20 protein-coding genes and 1 pseudogene are annotated in these 21877 nt (G+C 59.3%); 17 read left to right on the top strand and 4 right to left on the bottom strand.

All coding sequences use genetic code 11. From position 1 onward, the window contains the following. Positions 1-367 precede the first annotated feature (367 nt). From EF888_RS06125 to EF888_RS06085, 10 genes are all read left to right on the top strand, one after another. Complete coding sequence (locus tag EF888_RS06125; RefSeq protein ID WP_109761097.1) at positions 368-1651, top strand: glycosyltransferase family 4 protein; 1284 nt, start codon at positions 368-370, stop codon at positions 1649-1651. Between the two features lie 83 nt (positions 1652-1734). Further along, positions 1735-2904 carry a glycosyltransferase gene (locus tag EF888_RS06120; RefSeq protein WP_146203017.1) on the top strand — a complete coding sequence of 390 codons (1170 nt, stop codon included), beginning with the start codon at positions 1735-1737 and terminating at the stop codon, positions 2902-2904. A gap of 349 nt (positions 2905-3253) precedes the next feature. Next, a complete protein-coding gene (locus EF888_RS21720; RefSeq protein ID WP_146203018.1) occupies positions 3254-3625 on the top strand; it encodes a hypothetical protein in 372 nt (123 codons plus the stop codon). Positions 3626-3627: 2 nt separating this feature from the next. Further along, entirely contained in the window at positions 3628-4953 is a 1326-nt protein-coding gene (locus EF888_RS06115; protein ID WP_164721589.1) for a glycosyltransferase family 4 protein, read from the top strand. A 78-nt stretch (positions 4954-5031) separates the two neighbouring features. Further along, the gene (locus EF888_RS06110; protein WP_126918509.1) at positions 5032-6147 is read left to right on the top strand and encodes a glycosyltransferase family 4 protein; all 1116 of its coding nucleotides are present in this window, start codon (positions 5032-5034) and stop codon (positions 6145-6147) included. Between the two features lie 301 nt (positions 6148-6448). After that, entirely contained in the window at positions 6449-7609 is a 1161-nt protein-coding gene (locus tag EF888_RS06105; RefSeq protein WP_109761102.1) for a glycosyltransferase family 4 protein, read from the top strand. Between the two features lie 10 nt (positions 7610-7619). Beyond that, entirely contained in the window at positions 7620-9062 is a 1443-nt protein-coding gene (gene wzy / locus EF888_RS06100) for an O-antigen polysaccharide polymerase Wzy (RefSeq protein ID WP_164721588.1), read from the top strand. Continuing rightward, positions 9059-10234: a glycosyltransferase gene (locus tag EF888_RS06095; RefSeq protein WP_109761104.1), complete on the top strand. Its 1176-nt coding sequence runs from the start codon at positions 9059-9061 to the stop codon at positions 10232-10234. The genes wzy and EF888_RS06095 overlap by 4 nt, the downstream gene beginning before the upstream one ends. 313 nt (positions 10235-10547) lie before the next feature. After that, positions 10548-10913, top strand: coding sequence for a glycosyltransferase (locus EF888_RS06090; protein WP_164721587.1), 366 nt, complete (start codon positions 10548-10550; stop codon positions 10911-10913). Between the two features lie 62 nt (positions 10914-10975). Then, complete coding sequence (locus tag EF888_RS06085; RefSeq protein WP_109761106.1) at positions 10976-12730, top strand: carbamoyltransferase family protein; 1755 nt, start codon at positions 10976-10978, stop codon at positions 12728-12730. A gap of 15 nt (positions 12731-12745) precedes the next feature. Here EF888_RS06085 and EF888_RS06080 read toward each other — a convergent pair whose 3' ends face one another. Then, entirely contained in the window at positions 12746-13657 is a 912-nt protein-coding gene (locus EF888_RS06080) for a tyrosine-type recombinase/integrase (RefSeq protein ID WP_109761107.1), read from the bottom strand. A gap of 465 nt (positions 13658-14122) precedes the next feature. On the opposite strand from EF888_RS06080, the gene EF888_RS21715 reads away from it, so the two are divergent. From EF888_RS21715 to EF888_RS06060, 4 genes are all read left to right on the top strand, one after another. After that, a complete protein-coding gene (locus EF888_RS21715) occupies positions 14123-14848 on the top strand; it encodes a hypothetical protein (protein WP_164721586.1) in 726 nt (241 codons plus the stop codon). After that, a complete protein-coding gene (locus tag EF888_RS21710) occupies positions 14845-15459 on the top strand; it encodes a hypothetical protein (RefSeq protein ID WP_164721585.1) in 615 nt (204 codons plus the stop codon). The genes EF888_RS21715 and EF888_RS21710 overlap by 4 nt, the downstream gene beginning before the upstream one ends. A 118-nt stretch (positions 15460-15577) precedes the next feature. Further along, a complete protein-coding gene (locus EF888_RS06065) occupies positions 15578-16420 on the top strand; it encodes a glycosyltransferase family 2 protein (protein ID WP_109761109.1) in 843 nt (280 codons plus the stop codon). A gap of 29 nt (positions 16421-16449) precedes the next feature. Beyond that, positions 16450-17421 (top strand): UDP-glucuronic acid decarboxylase family protein, encoded by a 972-nt coding sequence (locus EF888_RS06060; protein WP_109761110.1) that lies wholly within the window; start codon positions 16450-16452, stop codon positions 17419-17421. Between the two features lie 93 nt (positions 17422-17514). On the opposite strand, the pseudogene EF888_RS22565 reads toward EF888_RS06060, so the two are convergent. Continuing rightward, positions 17515-17634, bottom strand: a pseudogene (locus EF888_RS22565) (hypothetical protein); the annotation flags it as partial. Between the two features lie 226 nt (positions 17635-17860). On the opposite strand from EF888_RS22565, the gene EF888_RS06050 reads away from it, so the two are divergent. Further along, complete coding sequence (locus EF888_RS06050) at positions 17861-18523, top strand: sugar transferase (RefSeq protein WP_109761111.1); 663 nt, start codon at positions 17861-17863, stop codon at positions 18521-18523. A 30-nt stretch (positions 18524-18553) separates the two neighbouring features. Beyond that, positions 18554-18892 (top strand): hypothetical protein, encoded by a 339-nt coding sequence (locus EF888_RS06045; protein WP_109761112.1) that lies wholly within the window; start codon positions 18554-18556, stop codon positions 18890-18892. Between the two features lie 71 nt (positions 18893-18963). On the opposite strand, the gene EF888_RS06040 is transcribed toward EF888_RS06045, so the two are convergent. After that, positions 18964-19794: a tyrosine-type recombinase/integrase gene (locus tag EF888_RS06040; RefSeq protein WP_241239818.1), complete on the bottom strand. Its 831-nt coding sequence runs from the start codon at positions 19792-19794 to the stop codon at positions 18964-18966. A gap of 490 nt (positions 19795-20284) precedes the next feature. On the opposite strand from EF888_RS06040, the gene EF888_RS06030 reads away from it, so the two are divergent. Next, positions 20285-20701, top strand: a complete 417-nt coding sequence (locus EF888_RS06030) for a hypothetical protein (RefSeq protein WP_126918506.1) — start codon at positions 20285-20287, stop codon at positions 20699-20701. Here EF888_RS06030 and EF888_RS06025 read toward each other — a convergent pair. Continuing rightward, positions 20698-21612 (bottom strand): LysR family transcriptional regulator, encoded by a 915-nt coding sequence (locus EF888_RS06025; RefSeq protein ID WP_109761115.1) that lies wholly within the window; start codon positions 21610-21612, stop codon positions 20698-20700. The two genes, EF888_RS06030 and EF888_RS06025, sit on opposite strands and share 4 nt — an antisense overlap. Between the last annotated feature and the right edge of the window lie 265 nt (positions 21613-21877).

The following is a 21877-nucleotide window of genomic DNA, read 5'->3' as shown; positions in this document are numbered from 1 at the left end:
CTGGCTAGTGAGCTTTTGCGTCCCAGGGCAGAACGACGCTCTTGCGGCTGTTGCCTGGTTGTCTCGTCCGCAAAATCGGGGCAGTACCTCGCGCGACTGCCGGCGGTCACGCCAAGATCGCCGCCGCGGTCCGGTAGGCCCGGCGGTACTCCGTGGAGTACCTATTTTCGATCGGCGACGGCAGTAATGCGCGGCAACTTTCTGACTGGGCGTCATTCTTGCAAGGAAGCAGGCGCCGCGCCGCGGTCTGGTGGATTTTTCTGGAAGCGGGTTAGCCCTCTTTGTAGCGCTCCTGTTACCCTCGCTTGAGAAGTGCGATCCTGGTTGAGCGTCCTTGACGCTCTGTCAGCCTTTGGAATTAACATTAATGAAAACTCTCGTTGCGTTTCCGTCCACAGCCATTTTTGGGCAGGAGGCTGCGCGGGCCTTTGATGAAGTCGGAGGGCTTGAGGCATATTTCACGTCCTTTGCACATTGTCGATCCGGTCCACTGGCGCGAATTCTGCCCGTCGTCCCGCGGGGTAGAAGTATTTTGACCCAACTGGAGCGCCGAGCGATCACGGCCCTTCCGGACGACAAGATCGAAACGCGCCCGCTCCTGGAGATTCTCTATACCGCCGCCGCCAGCGGCGGCGCTCGGACCCGGACCGTTGACAGGATCTGGGACTACCTGTCCAAGGACTTCACTCGAGCCGCAGCTCGGCGGATCGCCCGCGGAGGGGTCGGGGCCGTCTATGCCTACGAGTACTCCGCGCTCGAAGCTTTTGAAGCGGCAGACCGGCTCGGCATTGCCAAAATTCTCGATTTTCCATCGTTGAACAGCCGACAGTTCGAGACACTGCAAAGGGCCCAAAAGGAAATCTATCCCGAGTTGCGCACCCCTGATGATGCCTACTTCGAGGCGCTGTTCGAAACGCGTCAGGCTCGTCGCGATGCCGAGATGCGCGCGGCTGACGTGATCATAACCAATTCGTCGCTCACTCGGGCTTCGCATATCGCCGGCGGTGCAGATCCTAAGAAGACCTTCGCTGTACCCTATGGCGCCCCAGCACCTCTGGAGGCGGTGACTGCCGCACCTGATCCGCACGGCCCGCTTCGCGTGATCTGGGCTGGCACATTTTCAATCCGCAAGGCAGCCCATCTGTTTGCCGAGGCTTGGCGCGGCAATATGGATCCCGCACATGCGCGAGCCGACATTTTTGGCGCGATCGGGCTGCCGGACCGCCTCTGGAAGCCGGCTCCCGAGGGGATGACTTTCCATGGATCGGTCGTGCGCCCGGTTCTGTTCGATGCTTTTCAAGCGTCGGACGTGCTGATGTTCCCGACACTCTCCGACGGGTTCGGAATGGTGGTGACCGAAGCCTTCGCTCGGGGCCTGCCGGTGATCACCACGGACCAGGCCGGGGCCTCGGACCTAGTGCGCCACGGCGTGAATGGGCTGATCATCGAGGCTGGCAATGCCCAAGCCATTGCAGACGCGCTGTGCTGGTGCTTGGATAATCGCACCGCCCTTGCCGGTATGCGCGAGGCCGCCCTCGAGACGGCTCGTGGGTGGCAATGGTCCGAATACCGATCCGCCCTCCGGGGGGCTGTAGCTGAAGGGCTGAGGCGGTGCGGACAAGAGACTGATCCACAGGATTGGCGAAATTGACGTTAGAGACCCGTGCTGTATCGGACTGTCGGAAGCGAGTTGTTATCGTCACTCCAGGTCAGCTCGGCTCGAACCCTCGTGTGGTGAAAGAAGCTGATACGCTACATATGTCAGGATACGATGTGGAGGTGATCGCTACCAAGTTGGCCGATTTCGTAGAGCCGCGGGATCAGTCCATTATGGCCGCCGCACCTTGGCGCCTGAAGCGGGTGACCTTTGACAACCGTTGGCTCTGGCGTTTGGGCCGTTCTTTGCAGATAGTGGCACGCTTGCTCAGAACTTTCACGCCGAGCAGGCGCCTCGATATGCTGGCGCTGAGTCCAATGTCACGGCATCTAGTCCGGGCGGCCTCTGCCAGATCAGCTGACCTCTTTATTGCACACTATCCCGCAGCGTTGCCGGCGGCCGCAGCTGCTGCCCGCCGCCACGGAACACAGTACGCCTACGACGCTGAGGACTTTCACTTGGGCGAATGGCCTGATGATCCGGCCTATGACACAGAACGTCGGTTGGTGCACGCCATCGAGGGCCGCTACCTGCCGAGCTGTGCCTATGTTACCGCCGCATCCCCGTTGATCGCTGAGGCGCTGGTGGAGACTTATGGAATTGAGCCGCCGCACGTGGTGCTTAACGTCTTTCCTCGCAGCCAGGCGCCGGCCGCGCCAACGACCCAAGGAAGCGCCGCACCCAGGCCTTCACTCTATTGGTTTTCGCAAACCATCGGACCAAACCGCGGCCTCGAATGCGCCGTACGCGCCATCGGTCTTTCCGCCTATCGGCCACATCTCTACCTGCGCGGTACGCCGGCCGTGGGCTACGTCGCACAGCTTGAAAAGATCGCGGGAGAAACTGGCGCTCAAGGCCGCGTCCATGTCCTCCCACCTGCCTCACCAGATCAGATGGAGAATCTCGCGGCGCATCACGATCTTGGTCTCGCCTCCGAGGTGCCGGTGAGCCGCAATCGGGAGGTCTGCCTGACCAACAAACTCTTCTCTTTCCTGCTGGCCGGCCTGCCACCGCTAATGTCGGCAACGCCCGCGCAGCGGCGCTTCGCGGCTGAATCGGGACTTGCCGACCTCGTCTATCCGGTCGACGATGCACCCGCCCTCGCGGCGCTGATCGACAGACTGCTTAGTGCTCCCGACGGCCTCGCATCACTGCGCGAGCAAATCTGGCGCCTCGGCCAGGAGCGCTACAACTGGGACGTTGAGCGCAACCTAATTCGATCTGCTATACAAGGCATTAAATGCTGAGACGATTTAAAAAGCTGCTTCTGCATGCACCATATAGGATCGGGCGAGCCCCAGCCAAGAACCGAATTGACGCATTTCAATCGACATTGCGCAGTCTTGCCCAAGGAAGCTACGATCCGAGAAGGATTTTAGATGGTGGGGCCAACGTTCGTGACGTTTCGAGGCTCGCCAAGCGACTGTCTTCTTCTGCCACCGCCCACATGACTGAACCGTAACCGGCATGTTGGCAAACTGTAACGAAATTCTTCGCACTTCCCGGCTAAGTATTCTATCCGGTCGCGCTGGGCGCGATGAATGGCGAAGCTTGCGTCCGGTAGTGGACCCACAGTGCACAACAACTGGAGCACATGTGGCACCTGAAAAACCGGAAAAAAGGACAGCACTGAGGACAGTGCCAGTGCGGAGTGCTGATACGCTTCTGAGCGGCACATTGAAGCGAGGCGATCGAGCGCTTCTGAATTTGGATCTTCAGGGCACGGAAACCGAGGCGCCCAATGCTCGGCAAACCGCCTTGATGGATATCGAAGTGATTCTGATTGAAGGCTCACTTTTTCCACAAGCCTACGGACCTTCATCAGATGTCATCGATTTCTTTGCATCGCGCAAATTCGGGTTGCACGCTGTGGCCTCTCTGTCGGTACCGCGGCGGGCCAATCGTGCGCATCAGGCAGACTGTCTGTCTGTCGCCGAGTGTAGCGAACTGAGGCAAGACACGGCATGAGGATGACGGACGAAGGCCGCTCGCGCAACGTGGCCATTGTCGCCCCGCACTTTCCGCCGAGCAACCTCGCGGGGGTGCATCGGGCGCGCTTACTCAGCCAGCACCTCGCTGAGTTCGGCTGGCGACCGATCATAGTGACAACACACTGGCGCCACTACGAAGAAGAGCTCGATTGGGGCTTGAACTCCCTCGTCGATCCAAAACTCGAGGTTATCCATACTCGAGCGGCGCCGACAAAACCGGTGCGCACCATTGGCGACATTGGAGTTCGGGCTCTGCCATGGCATCTCGCCGCCATCGAGAAACTACGTAGGGCCAACAGGCTAGACTTTCTCCTCATTACAGTGCCCTCGTTTTACTCCTCTGTTTTAGGTCAGCTTGCATATCGACGTATGCCATTACCGTTTGGCATTGATTATATCGATCCTTGGGTGCAAATGTGGCCGCCGGCTGAAGTGCGGTTCTCTAAGGCCTGGTTCTCATACAAACTCGGTGAGCGTTTAGAACCCTGGGCTGTAAAGAATGCCAGTCTAATTACAGGAGTAGCCTCAGGCTACTACCAGGGTGTCATCGAACGAAATCCGCAGCTTGAGACCACTGCAGTGCAGGCCGCGATGCCTTATGGATTTTCGAGTGCCGATTTCGTCGCGCCCAGTGTGTACTCCCAACGTCCGAAACTTTTCGACCCAGATGATGGGCACCTGCATCTTGTGTATGCTGGAGCTATGCTGCCAAAGGCATACAGCGTTCTCGAACGGCTGTTCGAAGGCCTGGCACTTCTTAAGCGAGAGAATCCGGAAGTTGCCAAAAGATTCAGACTGCACTTCATCGGCACGGGAAAATCGCCAAATGATCGCAATGGTTTCAACGTAGTACCAGTGGCGGAGCGGCTAGGAGTGAGCGGCCAAGTCCGAGAACACCCCAATAGGATCGGCTATCTCGACGTACTTGCCCATCTGACCAAGGCGTTCGGCATTCTTGTCCTTGGTTCCACCGAAGCTCACTATACTCCTTCCAAGGTCTATCAAGCAGTTCAGTCCCGACGCCCGGTATTTGCCATGCTCCACCACGCCAGCACGGCCGTGGATGTGCTTCGAGAAAGTCGCGCTGGCTTCGCCGTGACACACACCACAGATCGCCTACCGAGCATTGCCGAGGTGTCAGCGGCCTTGCAGCATTTCGCAGTCGGTTTTGACTATGACGCTGATCAAGTAGATTGGTCGGCCTTTGACGAGTTCTCGGCCCGCGAGAGCGCATCCAGATTGGGAAGGGCGATGGACTTGGCGTCGGCAAAATTTGATGAGCGCGTGAAGCGCCGTACGCAATGATTTCATGTACGCCTCCTTGCTTCAGCCCGCTATACATTTTGACTGTGCTGAGCTCATCTCCTATATATTGATATCGCAGTGAGGTTTCTGTTCTTCGCTGGAGGAAGTTATATTGGGGGCCTGGAAGTCGTGACGCTTTCACTAATGAAGGAGTTGCAGAATCAGGGGCATGAGTGCTTTTCTGTCATTAGTGGTTGGAATGATGGTAAATACTCTGCGAAATTGACCGAGGCGGGCATTCCGCATATGTGTATCAAACTTGGGCGCTTTTATTTGACAAAGCCAGTTTGGAATGCAGACGGATTTTTGCATTTTGCGGGGGCTGCTAGGCAGTTGCGGTCTGTGATTCGTAGGTTTTGCCCTGATGTTGTCGTTTTAACCAGCGTTGAGTTTGCGGTTACAGCTCTGCAAGTAATACCAAAGAGTGTTCCTGTGGTGTTGCACGTTCATGACGTGCCCAGCAGACACTGGTCCTCACTGATAGGGCGATATGTGCTTGCGAGGTCGCGTGGGATCATCACGGTATCAGACTTCATCCGAGATAAGGTCATCGCAGTCGCTGGTAGCAGGATTTCAGTGCGAACTGTCCACAATGGCGCGCCTTCACTCGAGTTCGTCGAGAAATCTGATTCCGCCAAGCTGCGGATCGGAATCATTGGACAGCTAATTGCGCGAAAGAAGCACGACGTACTGATTGACGCAGTCGGTTTGCTGTCGCCTCACGAGCGAGCTATGATTGAGGTACGCATTTTTGGTAACGACACAACTGAATACGCAGCTACGATTAGGGATATGATTCAAGTTAATAATCTTACGGAATATTTTAGATGGATGGGTTTCGTTGATTCCCGTGAAGAGATTTACGGAGATCTCGATCTCGTTGTAGCTCCTGCGATCGAGGAGCCCTTTGGAACGACGATTCTGGAGGCCGGTAGCTGTGGCTTGCCCGTAGTCGCAGCTCGATCAGGCGGATTTCCTGAAATGGCAATTGATGAGGAGACTGGTTTACTGATTGATCCACAAAGCCCAAGTAGCTTAGCGACTGCAATCTCTTCACTGCTAAATGTCAGTAAGAGATGCCGACTGGGAAATGCTGCGAAGCAGCATGTCCGGGAAAATTTTAGTCAATCATTGGCCGCAGCAAACTTTTCTAGAAGTGTTGCGTCATTTTTAAATAATAATGGCGCATCTTGAGGCTTGGTAATTCCTAGGCGATTGGAGTTTCTAGGTGACGCTTGATCGAATCTTTCAAAAATCGGACGCGTTTGGAAAGCACATGCTGTTTTTTATGGGTCTTGTATCTTCTGCAGGGGCGTGCTGCAAGTAGCGCGAGGCATTGCTGTAGCCAAGTGACCTTCCGCTCCACTCAGAATCAGTGTTTCATGACATACAGCTTAGAACCTAATATCTTGTGGAAGAGGAAAGGACATGTCCTGACAACCAATCTCTGGCAGGCGGGTCTTTATGCGTTTCTCGCGGGCATTCTCGATAAACCATGACCTTCGCCGTTGTGAGCTCGCATCCGATACAATACTATGCGCCCTTGTTTCGTGAGCTGGCTCGGCGGATTGATGTGCAGGTATTTTATCTTCACCAAGTGACCGCGCATGATCAGGCCGAAGCAGGGTTCGATCTTGGCTTCGAGTGGGATGTTGATTTGCTGTCTGGCTATGAAAGCAGCTTTCTGGAGAATGCTGCGATTCGTCCTGGCTTGCATCACTTCAGGGGTGTCAGCACGCCGGGCATCGCTGCAGCACTGAAGCAGGGTCGCTTCCGTGCTGTGCTGCTCACTGGCTGGCACCTATGGGGCTATGCGCAGGCGATAATGTCGGCGAAGCGCTTGGGCATTCCCGTCATGGTGCGCGGCGATAGCCAGTTGCAGACCAAACGTAGTTTCGCAAAAAGGGCCACCAAGGCAGTGGCCTATCCGGCTTTCTTGCGCACCTTCGATGCGGCGCTCTACGTTGGCACACGCTCGAAGGACTATTGGCGTCATTATCTTTATCCTGGAGAAAGGCTTTTCTTTTCGCCCCACTGTGTGGATAACGCCTGGTTCGCGGAGCGGTCGAGTGCCGAGGCAGGCACAACCTTGCGTCAGAAGCTAGGCATCGCACCACATACGAAGGTGTTGCTTTTCGCCGGCAAGCTGCAACCGTTCAAGCGGCCGCTTGACGTCATCGATGCCGGAGCTCTTCTGCGCCGGAACGGGCGAGATGTGCAATTGCTCGTTGCCGGTTCAGGCGAACTTGATGCGGCCATGTGGCAAAGAGCGGATGCCGCCGGCGTGCCTCTGCATATGCTGGGGTTCCAGAACCAGTCGGCCATGCCGGCTGCCTATGCTGCAGCAGACCTACTCGTGCTGCCATCCTCGTCAGAGACTTGGGGCCTTGTCGCCAACGAAGCGCTTGCCTGCGGCACACCAGTGGTGGTGTCGGATGCCTGCGGCTGCGCGCCGGACCTCGCAGCCGATGGCATCGCGGGGGCAACCTTTCCCACGGGCAATGTCCGGGCCTTGGCTGAGCGACTGTCGCAGTTGCTTGACCAGCCGCCGGATAATGCACAGATCGCTAAAAAGATCTCGCGATACTCCCTGTCGAATGCGGTCGACGGCATCGAGACAGCCTTTCAGGCAATCAGGCGAATGGCCCCTCAATGAGGATACCGGGATGACAACGCCTGCCCGCTCGCCATTACCGCCTGCCGTACTTCCCGTCGCAGTCGCAATCCTGCTGCTGTTCGGATTCGGGCCGAACCTGCCATTGGCGCTGTTAGCGGTTACTATATTGCTTGTCGGTAGCGCGCTTCTCTGGCGCCCCGGGGAATCCCCGATCCTTTTGTTGCTCTTTGGCTACCAGTGGCTTCAGGCCAGCGCACGGATTTTTCATGCTAATTTCAAAGGCGTTGATGTTGCCGATCTTTCATATGCAGGCGGGCAGGTGTCCTTGGCATCTACGCTCTCGCTTTTGGCCTTGCTGTCTCTCGCCGCCGGCCTTCGCGCTGGCGTCGGACGGTGGCGCGGGATTGACGGACAGTTGTGCCGCGAAATCGTGCTCTCGCGGAACACGAGGTCTTGGTTCCGGCTCTATTTATTGGGCGCAGCTGGTGCAGCGGCTGCGCTCTTCCTGGCGCGTTTCGTTCCGCCCCTCAGTCAACCATTGCTGGCCCTCGCGACAATGAAGTGGGCCTTTTTCTGGGTCCTGGCCTATGCCACGTTCGTCCGGCCCGACGCGGATAGAAGGTACCTCTTGGTGGCGTTCCTGTTTGAATTTTCCCTCGGATTGGGGAGCTATTTTTCCGACTTCAAGACGGTCTTTTTCATAACAATTTTGGCGATGGCGGCCGCGGGCATGAAGATCTCGGGAAGACGACTTGTTTCCCTCACGGCAGTGGCCCTGATCCTTGTATCGGTGACGGTTGTCTGGACCGCGGTAAAGGTAGAATACCGTTATTTCCTTAGCGCCGGAGAGCGAGCACAAGTCGTGACCGCTAACTATGGCGAAAGCATCACAACACTGGCGCAAATGGTTGCACGCCTTGATTCTAGGGATCTCGCTGATGCTGTTGAAGAGTCAATCAACCGAATAAGCTATGTGGACTTCTTCGCGGTCGTCCTCGACAGAGTACCGGCAGTAGTTCCGCATGAACATGGTGCGCTCTGGTTGGACGCGATCAGTCGACCTTTCATGCCTCGCATTTTGTTTCCGGAAAAGTCAGCAATCCATGACAGCGAACGGACCAATTACTACACGCGATTGAGCGTTTCGAGCTATGATGTCGGCACGTCGATCAGCATCGGCTATATCGCTGAAACCTACATCGACTTCGGTACCATCGGGATGATGGTGGTCATCTTCATTTATGGCCTGATACTGGGCCGGGTCTACAGATGGTTCGTGCGAGGGCCACGCACTCGAGGCCTACTTGGCATGGCTTTAATTAGCGCAATTCTTCTCGGTGCGATGGCTCTGGAGTCAAGCATAACAAAGGTTATCGGAGGGCTCATTGTGAGCATTCTGGTTGCATATCTGATCGCAAGATGGGTCGTTCCCTTGTGTCTTCCCTGGCTTCGAGCGGGTAAAGGGAAGTATCGCCTGACAGCGGCGGCGTGAGGATTCAGTATGTCGATTTTATTCGATTGATCGTGGATAGCCAAACCAAAATGATTTGCCGGCATGTCGTGGCTTCGGTCGATGAGGAGGCCTCTGGTCCAAGTTATTCCGTCGTTTCCCTGGCACAGGCGGTCAGCTCATTGGGCGCCGATAGCGTGGTCATGGCGATAGGTCGGCGCATGTCGGAACCGGGCCTTGAAATTTTTCAACAGGACTGGGCGTGGGTCCCCGGTGTCAAGCACCTGATGTATTCAACGTCCCTGATAAACGCTTTGGATCAGGCTGCGAGGAAAGGTGCCGTCATCCACGGGCACGGGCTTTGGCTGATGCCCAACATCCGTCCGGCACGGATTGCTGCCCGGCACGGCGTTCCCTTCCTGGTCTCACCACGCGGGATGCTTGGTCCCGAGGCGCTGGCCTTTTCCTCCCGCCGAAAGAAGGTCATGTGGGCGCTCGCGCAGCACAACGCCCTGGAATTGGCCGACTGCTTTCATGCAACAAGCGTCGCCGAGTATGAGGATATTCGAAGGATGTCCTTGCGCGCTCCGGTGGCCGTGATACCGAACGGAATCCATATCCCGGTCGGCGAGCCAAATCCGGCATACACGATCCTGTATCTGGGTCGACTACATCCGAAAAAAGGGATCGATCGTCTGATCGAGGCATGGGCGCGTCTCGCCATCGACTTTCCGGATTGGCGGCTTCGCATTGTGGGGCCGTCGGAGATCGGCTGTCGTGAAGCGCTTGAGGCGCAGGTGGTGCGTCTCGCAGTGCCGCGTGTCTGTTTTGAAGATGCGCTCCGTGGTGATGACAAATGGAGTGCCTATCGCGAAGCTGGACTGTTCGTCCTGCCGACATTGAACGAGAACTTCGGCATGGTTGTTGCCGAAGCTTTGGCGACAGGAACGCCTGTGATCTCGAGCAAAGGTGCACCGTGGTCGGGGCTTGTTGAGGAGCGCTGCGGCTGGTGGGTCGACCACGGCGTAGAGGCGCTTGAGGCAGCACTCCGCCGTGCCCTAGCGATCTCACCGGAGGAGCGCCTGGTTATGGGTCGGCGCGGCCGCGAATGGATGAAGCGCGAGTTTGGCTGGGAAAGTATAGCCGAACGGATGGCAGCAACCTATGCATGGTGCCTTGGCGAAGGAGAGCGCCCCGAATGTGTAGTGCAGTGACTAATTCGCAGAATACCGAGAAAACCACGCTGCACGGAAATCGACGATTCGCGAACAATCTGCCAGTGTCCTCTGTGTCCTGCCATGCAACCCTCACTCTAGCGCTTGCGGCTCCAGCCACTTCCCAAATTCGCTGCGACAGTAAGCCTGAGGTTCCATGTCTATCCCCGCGCGCATATTCCGATCCCTTGGAGCTTGATGTTCGGCAATTGCGTGAGGCAGATCGTGAAATCCCCTATTCCCTGGGAGCCATGAGGCTATGTCCGCGGAGGCGACAAGACCTCCCCATTCAAAGAGCGCCGATCCTGGCGAGGTGAAGTCCGATCTCTATAGTTCCGCCGACATTGTCGTCCTTCCCACTAAAGCCAAGTTCTTCGGCCTCGTGATCGCCGCGGCGCTCTCGCACGGCATATCGGTCGTCACCACCCGGAACGCTCCTCGCAGCGGCCTTAGCGACCATCGCTGTGGCCGGTGGCTCGACCTTGAGACCGAGGCGCTGGACCGGACTCTGGTTGAGGCGACCGCTCTCCAACGCTCCGCGTTACGCGATATGGGTGAGCGCGGTTGGTCATGGATGGAAAGTGATTTCGGCTGGCAGAGCGTCGACGAGAAGATAATGAGTAACTACGAGAGCGTCGCGTCCGGCAGCGCTCCGCCGGACGCCAGACGGTTAGACTGAGTCACATTAGAGGCGTCGCGTAACAAGCGCTTCAACCAACCTTCGTCATTCGAGGTTTCGATATGTCCGCAATTCTTGGCCTGAATTCCTTCCATGCAGATTCTGCGGCGTGCCTCGTCGTCGATGGAAAGCTTGTTGGCGCTGTTGCCGAAGAACGGCTGGGGTCTCGGGAGAAGCACAGTCCGGCCTTTCCCGAAAATGCGGTTCGTTGGCTGCTGACCGACAACGGGCTCAAGCTTTCCGACGTGACCCATATCGCTCTACCCCGTGATACGAAGGCGAACCGGGGAGCAAAGATACGTTACGTGATGAAGCACCCAGTCACCGGTGGGCGCGCCGCGCTGGAACACGTTTCGCGTTCGAAAAAGACGCAATCCATGCTCGATCAGCTTGCACAGGTCTGTGATGAGGACCCGTCGCTGGCCACTTTCAAAACAGTACCAGTCGAACATCATCTAGCCCACATCGCTTCTTCGTATTACTGCTCCCCCTTCGATGGACTTACCGCTGGGTTCTCCTACGACGCATCCGGGGACTTTGCTTCGGCGATGGCGGCCCGCTGTGAGGGACCTAGAATTGACGTCCTCGATCGCGTCACGCTCCCAGACAGCTTGGGCTTCTTCTACACTGCTCTTTGTCAGTTCATCGGCTTCGATGAATTCGGGGAAGAATATAAGGTCATGGGGCTTGCCCCCTATGGTGAAGACGTCCACCGCGAACTGATGCGCAAGCTCGTCAAGCTGCCCGAAAATGGCTGGTTTAGGCTAGCGAAAGGCGCCTTCGGGATGCACGAGGGCGGCGAGTCAGGTTCAAAGGACGACCGAGAACATATCGTGATGGGACGTCTCTGGCGCGATGTCGTTCGAAAATCCTTGGGCGCGCCGGCGGCACGCGGCACCCTAACCCAGCGTGAAAAGGATATCGCTCGTTCGGTGCAGGTCAGATTCGAGGAAGCGGCCGTGCACTGCCTCAATCGTCTTCACGGAATGGTCGAAACGGAACAACTCGTGATGGCCGGTGGCTGTGCGCTCAACGGCGTTGCTAATGCGCGGATCCTGCGTGAAACGCAGTTCACGTCTCCCTACTTGCAGGCCGCGTCATCGGACGACGGCACGTGCGTAGGTGCCGCATTCTGGGCTTGGCACAACGTCATTGGGTCGACCGAGCGTTTCCATATGGAGCACGCCTTCTGGGGACCCGAATACAGTGACGCTCGCCATCGCAGTGCCGTCGAGAAGACCGGTCTGCCGGTGAAAGAATATTCCGCGGACGCGCCGCTTGTGGAGCGCGTCGCCCAGTTGATTGCCGATGGACAGGTGGTCGGATGGTACCAGGGGCGGAGCGAATGGGGGCCCCGAGCACTCGGGAACCGGTCCATCCTCGCGAACCCGGCCATCACTACAATGAAGGACATCATCAACGCGAAGATCAAGCGGCGCGAGAGCTTCCGTCCCTTTGCGCCAAGCGTTCTGCGTGAGGATGTGGCCACCTACTTCGAGCAGGACATCTACTCACCCTTCATGATGCATGTCGTGAAACTCAGACCGGAATGGCGCGAACGTCTGCCTGCCATCACACATGTCGATGGAACAGGAAGGCTGCAGAGCGTCGACCCGACTTCCAATGCGCTCTACCATCTCTTGATTGGCGCCGTTAAGTCCCGAACAGGGGTCGGCATGGTTCTGAATACGTCGTTCAATGAAAACGAACCCATCGTGGATACGCCAGAGCAGGCCGTGGATTGCTTCTTGAGGACCGACATGGACGCAATCTGCGTTGGTCGCTATGTAGTTGTGAAGGCTGAATTAAAGGATTGACTGAAACTCAACGAGTCACGCCCAGACGTTGTGCTCCGCCAGTTCAAGATAGCGCGCGAGCACGTTCACCGATTTCCATCCGCCAGCGCGCATGATGGCGGCCGTGTCGAAGCCTCGCGTGAGCAGATCCTGTGCCGCCCCCACCCGCAGAGAGTGACCGCTGAACTCCCCCACCACGGCTGCATCGAGCCCGGCGCGTTCGGCGGCCTGTTTCACGAGCCTCTTGACGGTCGTCGTGCTGAGGTCTCGGTTGACGGGCTTGCCCTGGTAAACTGGACAGAACAGCCAGTCGATGTCCTGCCCGCGCAAATCAAGCCACTCCCGCATCAGGTCGGCAGTCCGATGGGAGGTGAAGGCAATGCGCCCTGCGCCGAAGGGGTCTGCCTTGCTCCGACGAATGAGGACGCGGAGGGTGCCGTCCGACCTCTCGTCGAGGTCGTCGTTTCTGAGAGCTACCAGTTCCGACCTGCGGGTGAGAAGCTCATAGCCCAGCGACAGCATGGCGCGGTTGCGCAGACCGCGGGGCGTGTCGGGCTGGATTTCGAGGAAGCGGTCGAGGTAGTCGCGGGTAAGGCCCTTCGCCTGTTTCGGACGAATGGCCTTGCCCCTGCGGACGCGCCTGAGGGAGAGGTTGATGTCCTCGTCATGTGTCGGATCGGGCAGTCGCAGCAGGCGATGCACCTTGCGGATGGCGTAAAGGCGTCGCCGCACGGTCGAGGGCGCCTTCGTCCGTCCCTGGTCCTCGAGGAACCGGCAGACGGTGTCGACTTCTGCGGGAAAGGGGAACATGGCTCGATCGTTGCACCAGGTTTCGAAAGCCTCGACATCCGCGTGATAGCTGCGCATGGTGGACGGAGCGTAGGCGCCCTCGAGGCGTCGGAATTCGGAGCGCCAGTCGACAAAAGGGTGGATAGGTCGGCGTTGCATAAATTGCACCTTAAGTGCAAATATGGCTCGGCGCAATGGTAGTTGTCCAGCAACTTAGATCTGCGCGCGCAGTTCTTAGATGGTCGATACAGGACCTATCAAGCGCGTCAACTGTCTCGGTTCGTACGATCAAGACGATCGAAGCGCGTGACGGACCACCTCAATGCAGACCAGGCACAGTCAAAAAGCTTGTCTCCGCCTTCGAGTCCGCCGGCATCGACTTCATCGGCACCCCGGAGGACCGCCCCGGTATCCGCATCAGACATCCCGGCCAGCGAACGTAAACGGTCCTGATCCCTGCCCCGGCATGGTAAGTGTGTCACGGGCGCAAGGGGATTGATCGACGGACGCAGGCAATCAAGATGCTGGGCTTGATTGCGCGCGTCCCACAACGTACGTCGGATAATTGCCTCGCTCGGTGGCCGTGGCGGCGGAAGGAGGCAGGGACAATGATGGAGATGCCCCATGTCCAGAGACCTGACCTCGCCCAGCCCGGAGCGGTTCGGCATGACCAGCTTTGCAGACCTCCTGCCTGCGCGAGACCCGATCCTCGGTGAGGACCCGGGCTCCTTTCGGGACTTCCACCGGGGCATGATGCAGTCGCTCACACCCTTCACACCCTATGAATGCGTCGTCGCAGAGAACCTCGTCGCCATCGAGTGGGAGCTTCTGCAGCACCGCCGCATGCGCGACGCCAACTTCCGCCGGGTGATCCACACGTCCGTCAGCGACGCCGTGCTGGCGCGTGAAGAGGCCAGGCACGAGGCGGCCCTGGACGAGGCCTGGGACAAGTTCATCGCGGAGGGAGGGGACGAGGACGCCTGGAAGGCCCCCTTCGAGTTCGACAAGGCGGCGGCGCTCAAGATGGCAGAGGGCCTCGCCGCACGGACGGTGTCGCAGGATCCCGACCTCCAGGCGGAGGCCTATGCCGAGGTCGTCGCACTCGGTCTGCACCCGGTCGAACTCATGAGCGCGGCCTATCTCGCGTGGCCCGCGCCGGCGTCGAAGCACGACGACAAGATCCAGTCCCTCGAGCGGCGCCGCCGCGAGGTGAAGCGGGACTACGACGCTCTTCAGAAAGCCCGGCCCGTCGACGTGAAGGCCATCGAGGCGGAGGTTGTCGAGGCGGAGGTGGTCGAGGCGGAGGTGGTCGAGGCGGAGGTCGTCGAGGCGGAGGTCGTCGGGGGATGACGTCCGACGAGATCGCGGCCCGCAACCGCGCCAACGCGGGGCGCAGCACCGGCCCCAGGACGGCCCCCGGCAAGGCGATGGTGGCGTCCAATGCCCTGCGCCACGGCGCGACGGCACGCCCCGATCCCGGCAGCGTCGCCGGCTGGCTGGCCATCATCCTCGACAGTCCGCACATCACGCCGGGCGACCTGCTGCCGGCGGACGAATGCGGCGTGAGGGCGCTCGCCCTGGCCCAGGCGGAGGCGCACCTCGTCGCTGCAGAACGGGCCCTTCAGGCGTTCGAAACGGGGGCGGCAAAGCCCGGCGAGTGTACGAAGGACCTGCGGGAGACGGCGGACTTGATCATGGACGAGCTGCTCGAGTTCGTCGGGACCAGGCGGGAGGTCCGCCCGGACCTGTCGATCCTGCGGCGCATCGCCCGCGTCGAGACCGAAGAGACAATGTCCGGTGGCGAGCGGCACCGTCTTCTGAGGCGCTATCTCCGGGAGGCGCGCACAGGGCGCCGGCACGCCTTTGAAGCCTGGGCCGCGGGGCGTGCAGACAACGCCGATGCGGCCTCCCTCGCCCCTCGAAGGCCCGATTTCCCGAAACAAAGCCAAATTTCAACTTAAGGTTGTAGCTTGTGCAGAGGGTTAGGTCGTAACACATTGATAATTCTCATATCTTCAGCTCCATTCCGCGCCCCGCCGCGACGTATGCCCGGCGTGGCAAGCCTCTCGGGTCCGGCAAATGCCCGATAACGCTGTCCCTCGCATCCCCTGCACGGTCGTCATCCCGGCCAGGAACGAGGCCGCGGCCCTGCCCGAGGTGCTCTCCCGCCTCTCCCGCTTCGCCGAGGTCGTCGTGCTCGACAGCCAGTCGGAAGACGCGACGGCAGAGGTCGCGGAGGCGCATGGCGCCCGCGTGCTGCAGTTTGCCTGGGACGGGCGCTACCCCAAGAAACGGAACTGGTTCCTGCTTACTCATCCGCCCGCGACGCCCTGGGTCCTCTTCCTCGACGCCGACGAATTCGTTGACGCAGCCTTCGTCGAGGCGCTGGCCCGCGCCATCCGACGGGACGACGTCGTCGGTTACTGGCTCACCTATAGCAACAGCTTTCTCGGCCGCCCGCTTCGCCACGGCGTGCCGCAGCGCAAGCTTGCGCTGTTCCGCGTCGGCGCGGGGCTCTACGAGAGGATCGAGGAGGAGGCCTGGAGCGGCCTCGACATGGAGATCCACGAGCATCCCATCCTCGAGGGGCGCACGGCCGAGATCACCGTGCCGATCGAGCATCGCGACGACCGCGGGCTCGCGCAGTTTCTCCGCAAGCACATCGATTACGCCGCCTGGGAAGCGAAGCGCACGGCGGCGCTCGCCGGCGATCCCCTCGCTTGGGAGGCGCTCACCGGGCGGCAGCGGTTCAAGTATCGCCACATTGGTGCGGGGTGGTACGCAATGTTCTATTTTGTCTATACCTACGTGGTGAAGCTGGGGGTGCTGGACGGCCGTGCCGGCTACCACTATGCCACTTACAAGGCGTGGTATTTCCGAACGATACGGCTCCTCCTCCGAGAGCAGTCGCGCACGAAATAATGTTCCAGAACTGCAAGGAGTGATCCCGCTTGGCACGCCTCTATGACAGCCGCAAACGTATCCTGGTCACCGGCGGCGCCGGCTTCCTGGGCTCCCACCTGATCGACCGGCTGCTCGAGCAGGGCCACGAGGTGCTCTGCGCCGACAACCTCTTTACCGGGACCAAGCGCAACATCGATCACCTGCACAGCCATCCGCGCTTCGAGTTCCTGCGCCACGATGTGACCTTCCCGCTCTACGTCGAGGTCGACGAGATCTACAACCTCGCCTGCCCGGCCTCGCCGGTGCACTACCAGCATGATCCGGTGGCCACGACGAAGACCTCGGTGCACGGCGCGATCAACATGCTCGGTCTGGCGAAGCGCCTGAAGTGCCGCATCTTCCAGGCCTCGACCAGCGAGGTCTACGGTGATCCGAGCGTGCATCCGCAGCCGGAGAGCTACTGGGGCAACGTCAACCCCATCGGGCCGCGCTCCTGCTATGACGAGGGCAAGCGCTGCGCGGAGACGCTCTTCTTCGACTATCACCGCCAGCACCGTCTACAGATCAAGGTGGCGCGGATCTTCAACACCTACGGGCCTCGCATGCATCACGCCGACGGCCGCGTGGTGTCGAACTTCATCGTGCAGGCGCTGCGCGGCGATCCCATTACAATCTACGGCGAAGGGCAGCAGACGCGGTCCTTCTGCTTCGTCGACGACCTCGTCGAGGGCTTTGTCCGCTTGATGGAGAGCGAGGACGACGTCACCGGGCCGGTGAACCTCGGCAACCCGGGGGAGTTCACGATCCGCGAGCTTGCGGAGAAGGTGCTCTCCAAGACGGGATCGCGGTCCAGGCTGATCCACGAGGCCCTTCCGGAAGACGACCCGAAACAGCGCCAGCCGGATATTTCTGTGGCGAAGGAGAAGCTGTGCTGGCAGCCCTCCGTCGCTCTGGACGAAGGTCTCGACCGGACCATCGACTATTTCAGGAAACTGCTGCCTGAACTCGCCGCTGCGTGACAGGTTCACGCCTCGCTTCCAGACGATGCGCTCCGCCGCCTCGAGATAGCGGCTGAGCACGGCGACCGATTTCCAGCCCCCTGCTCTCATGATCGCGGCCGTGTCATGCCCCGCCGTGAGAAGGTCTTGTGCCGCGCCGACCCGCATCGAATGGCTGCTCAGATCCAGGACGGCAGAGGCATCGGACCCAGCGGCCCTGCGCCCTGTGTCCATTACTGAAGTTTGGGTTGCGCGCGAGCCTGCGCCAGAGACGATCATAGACGAAGAAGTTGCCCTGGGAACGGACTTGGTGCTCATTCATCGGACTTCGAATCGTCCATTTCAGATCGCCGCGGAAAAATGCCCTGTCAAGGCTAGTGTCACTCGACAAACGGTGTTACCGCATATCCAACGGTGGTTGATCAGTCGACAAATTCATTTTCGTTGAGGGCTGCCCGCCATGTATTCCCGTGATTTCGACAAGAATCCTATTCTGGTTGTCGCCGCCGAACGCCAGTCCGGCATTAAGCTTGAGCGAGTACTCAGCAAACGCGCATTCGACTTGATCCTTTGCCCTTTCGGACTGGTTCTCACAGCCTTTGTCGGCATCCTCCTTTTTCTTCTCAATCCGCTCTTCAATCCGGGTCCGCTGCTTTATTCGCAGCATCGAATGGGGCTTTATGGCGACCGGTTCACCATGTTGAAGTTTCGGACGATGCTGCCGGAGGAGGTCGTCACGAACGCGCGTCCAGCCACTGCTCCGCTGGAAGTCGAGCGAATCACGCCTCTTGGGCGGATCCTCCGACGATTCCGATTGGATGAGTTGCCGAACTTCGTAAACGTCTGGCGCGGAGAAATGAGCGTTGTTGGTCCCCGGCCTGACGCCTGGGAGCACTCCCATCTGTTCTGGCAGACGGTCCCTCGATACAGCGAACGATTCCGCGTCCGCCCCGGCATCACGGGGCTGGCACAGGTCCAGGGCGGTTATGCAGACAGCGCCAATGCGATCCGCCGAAAGGCCAGGTTCGACAGCTATTACGTCCGGCGCGCCAGCTTCGCTCTCGAGGCCTTCATCATCTGGCGCACTGTGGTGATCTTCTTCAGCGGCTTCGGCGCCCGGTAGCGGCGCATCCACATGTAATTGGGGGATGACATGTCTATTCACAGGATCCGCTCCGTCGCTTCGGCTTTCGGTATCGTGATGTTCGGGGTAACCGCGGGGCACGCGCAGCCGGTGCAAGAGTGTCAGGCGGTCGTCGAGCTTCAGGTCCAGCGGTCAACCGCACTGTCCGACCTTTTGGCCGACCTGACGGCCCAACTCGAGACCGCGCCGGAAAGCGAGAGGCGGAGTATCGAGCAGAAGATCAGGCATGTCGAGACGCGCATACATCTTCTCGACGTGTCTTATCGCAGGCTAAACGGGCCCCAGCTGAACAACAAGAAGTGCGAAGCAATAGAGGCATTTATCTTGCGCCACAGCAGCGTTTCGTGAACCACGCGCGTCAGAGATCAAGGTGGCGCGGATCACCTGACCTCTCCGCTGCCTCAATGACATTTGTCCCCTCAGTTCCAGACGTTGTGTTCTGCCGCTTCCAGATACCGGCTAAGCACGGCGACCGATTTCCAGCCCCCTGCCCTCATGATTGCGGCCGTGTCATGCCCTGCAGTGAGCAAATCCTGCGCGGCGCCCACCCGCATCGAGTGACCGCTCAAGTCTCGGACAAAAGTTGCGTCATAGCCCGCGGCCTTTGCAGACGATTTCACGATGTCCCGAATGGTCGAGGTTCCGAGCGGTCGCGCGATAGGCTTGCCGGCGTATATCGGACAGAACAGCCAGGAGATGTGCGCTCCGCGACAGGAAAGCCAGGCGTCCACTCGTTCGCGTGTACTGACTGAAGTGAATGCGAGCCGACCTTGACCGAACTGGTCCGCCTTGCTCCTCGGTATCAAAACCCTAAGCGTCCCATCTTCGCGCCAGGTCACGTCTTCGAGCCTGAGCGCCGCCAATTCAGAGCGCCGGGTCAGGAGCTCATAGCCGAGGGAGAGCAGCGCCGCGTTACGTAGACCGACTGGGGTCTCGGGCTGAGTCCTCAGAATTCGGTCGAGGACGTCTCGTGTGAGCGCAAGGGCCTGCTTCGGACGTGCGTTCTTGGCTCGACGGACGCGACGCAAGGCCAGCAAGACCTCTTCATCCAATGTAGGGTCGGGAAGGCGCATCAGACGGTGCGCCTTTCTTATCGAGTACAGCCGCCGCTGCACCGTCGACATTGAGCGACCGAGTGCCTGCGCTTCGAGGAAGGCACTGACTGTGTCGGCCGTGGCTGGAAGGACGTTCCTGCCCTCCTCCGCGCACCAAGCCGCGAAGATGTCGACATCACTATAGTAGGATTTCATGGTGGCTGGTGAGTAGGCTCCTTCCAAGCGCAGGAACTCTGAACGCCATTCTAACGTGTTCATGTGGGCTAGCCTTTACTAAACGGTACCATATGGTATATATGGTATCATATGGAGTAGGTCAAGCATGACTGGACTGCAGTTTCGAGTGGCTCGATTGGCTTTGCGGCTCAGCGTTGTTGAGTTGGCGAAGGCAAGTTCCTTGGGCACCAGCACGATCAAGCGGATTGAAATGACGGATGGGAAGCCGTCAGCCACAGCCGCAAACGTGATCAGGCTGCGTGAGACCCTTGAGGGTTTCGGTATCGAGTTCATCGAGGCGGCTGACGGCGCACCGGGGATAGTAGTCCGGCTCGAGAGCTCAGGAATCGCTAAGGCGGGACGAACTGTAGGTGACGATTAGCACTGCACCTTGCGTTGAACAGCTTGAGACGCCGTGAGTACCGTAATGCACCTTCATCTGCGTTTTATGCACTGGGCGAGTGCAAAGATGTCACGCGACATCCCGCGTACTGCGCTTCATTCTTCCTATAGCGGTGTTCCTTCCAGTCTTGGTGAATGGGCTCCAGAACACCAGCAACGACGTAGCAGGGAAGATGAAATGTCCATCGCAATTGATACTTTCCAGAACAGGTCCATGCGGATGTCTATGGTCCTGAATGTGGTATTGGCCCTTGGCATCGTCGCGCTCCTGCCAATGCCCCAAGCCAAGGGCTCAGGCGCGCGCGTGTGCGCCGACAACCCGGGGAACGTGACCGCGCTGGAGGTCGCCCAGGTGGGCAAGATGCGCGAACGCGCAGCAAGCAAGGTCGAAGGTCCCGCCCGGGTCATACGCAAGGCCGCGCTGGTGTCGACGGGCGGCACGACCACGCCGATAGTCCGCTCGGTCCGCTGCTTGCGAAACTAGGCTTTCACCAGATCACCGTGGCGCTCGCCAAGTGCACGGCAGACGTGCTCGAGAAAGCTGGCCGCGGCGACGGGCAGCGTGCGCCCCTTGAGGTACCCGATCGACAGACGGCCTTCGGCCACATCCCGAGGGTCGAGCGGCCGATAGACCATGCCCGGGGGCGGCTTTGCCGGCAGGCTGATCGGGATGTGGAAGGTCAAGACGTCCTCATATTCCGAAAGGCCGCGCAGGAACTCGAAGCTGTCAGCCTCGACCACGGGCTTGAGCCCGTAGATCGAGGTCATGTGTGTCCGGTCCATCAGGAACCGGACGCCATAACTGGGTTCCGGCAGCGCAACGTGGTACTCTGAACATTCGCCCAGCCGGATCGTGTTTTTCGCCGCGAGCGGATGCTGCTCGCGCATCAGGCACCAGACCGGCTGACCCACTGTGAGTTCGTTCTGGAACACGCTGAGGTTCATCGGCTCCAGGACAACCGCAATGTCTGCGGAATGGTCCTGCAAGCTGCTTTCCGCCATCCCTCTGTCGCGCAGACGCACGCTGAAGGTCACGTCGGGGTGCGCCGTTCTGAAGGTCGCGATCTGCTCCGGCAGAAAATGCGGCAGCAAGGCTTGGCTGCAGGCGATCGATACATGACCACTCCGCAATCCGGACAAGTTGTCAATTTGCGAGATCAGGTAGTCATGCTGCGAAAGCTGGTTGCGCATGTGTCGGATGATCAATTCGCCTGAGGAGGAAAGTCTCAACCCCTTGGGCAGGCGCTCGAAAATCTGCACACCGAAATCTGCTTCCATCGCAAGCAGTCGTCGGTTCAGCGCGGTCGGGCTGATGTTAAGTATCTCGGCAGCCTTCCGGATCGAACCGACCCGGGCAATAACGACGATGTCCTTGAACGGATCGAGGTGTCGCATGCAGTCCTTTCTAGACACTCAATGGGTTCTACACTGTTCATTCATCCCCGTCCCGAACTCCTATGTCTTGGGGCTCTCCGACCCCTGAAGCGCGAATTTCTTTGCGGCTGCGCATGATTGTCCCCCGGAACAGAGCAATCCTGTTGTTTGACTGGTCTCAGCGTCTCCTGAGCGGCAGCGCAGGATGGTCGACGCGCTGAAACCCGCCTTCATGAATTGGAGGCCGGGATATCGACAGTTGCCAAAGCCGCTCGTGCCGAAGCGG

This window comes from Silicimonas algicola (genome assembly GCF_003970735.1).
Classification (GTDB): Bacteria; Pseudomonadota; Alphaproteobacteria; order Rhodobacterales; family Rhodobacteraceae; genus Silicimonas; species Silicimonas algicola.
The sequence above is the reverse complement of the archived record's forward strand: the minus strand, read 5'-3'. Positions and strand labels throughout refer to the sequence as shown.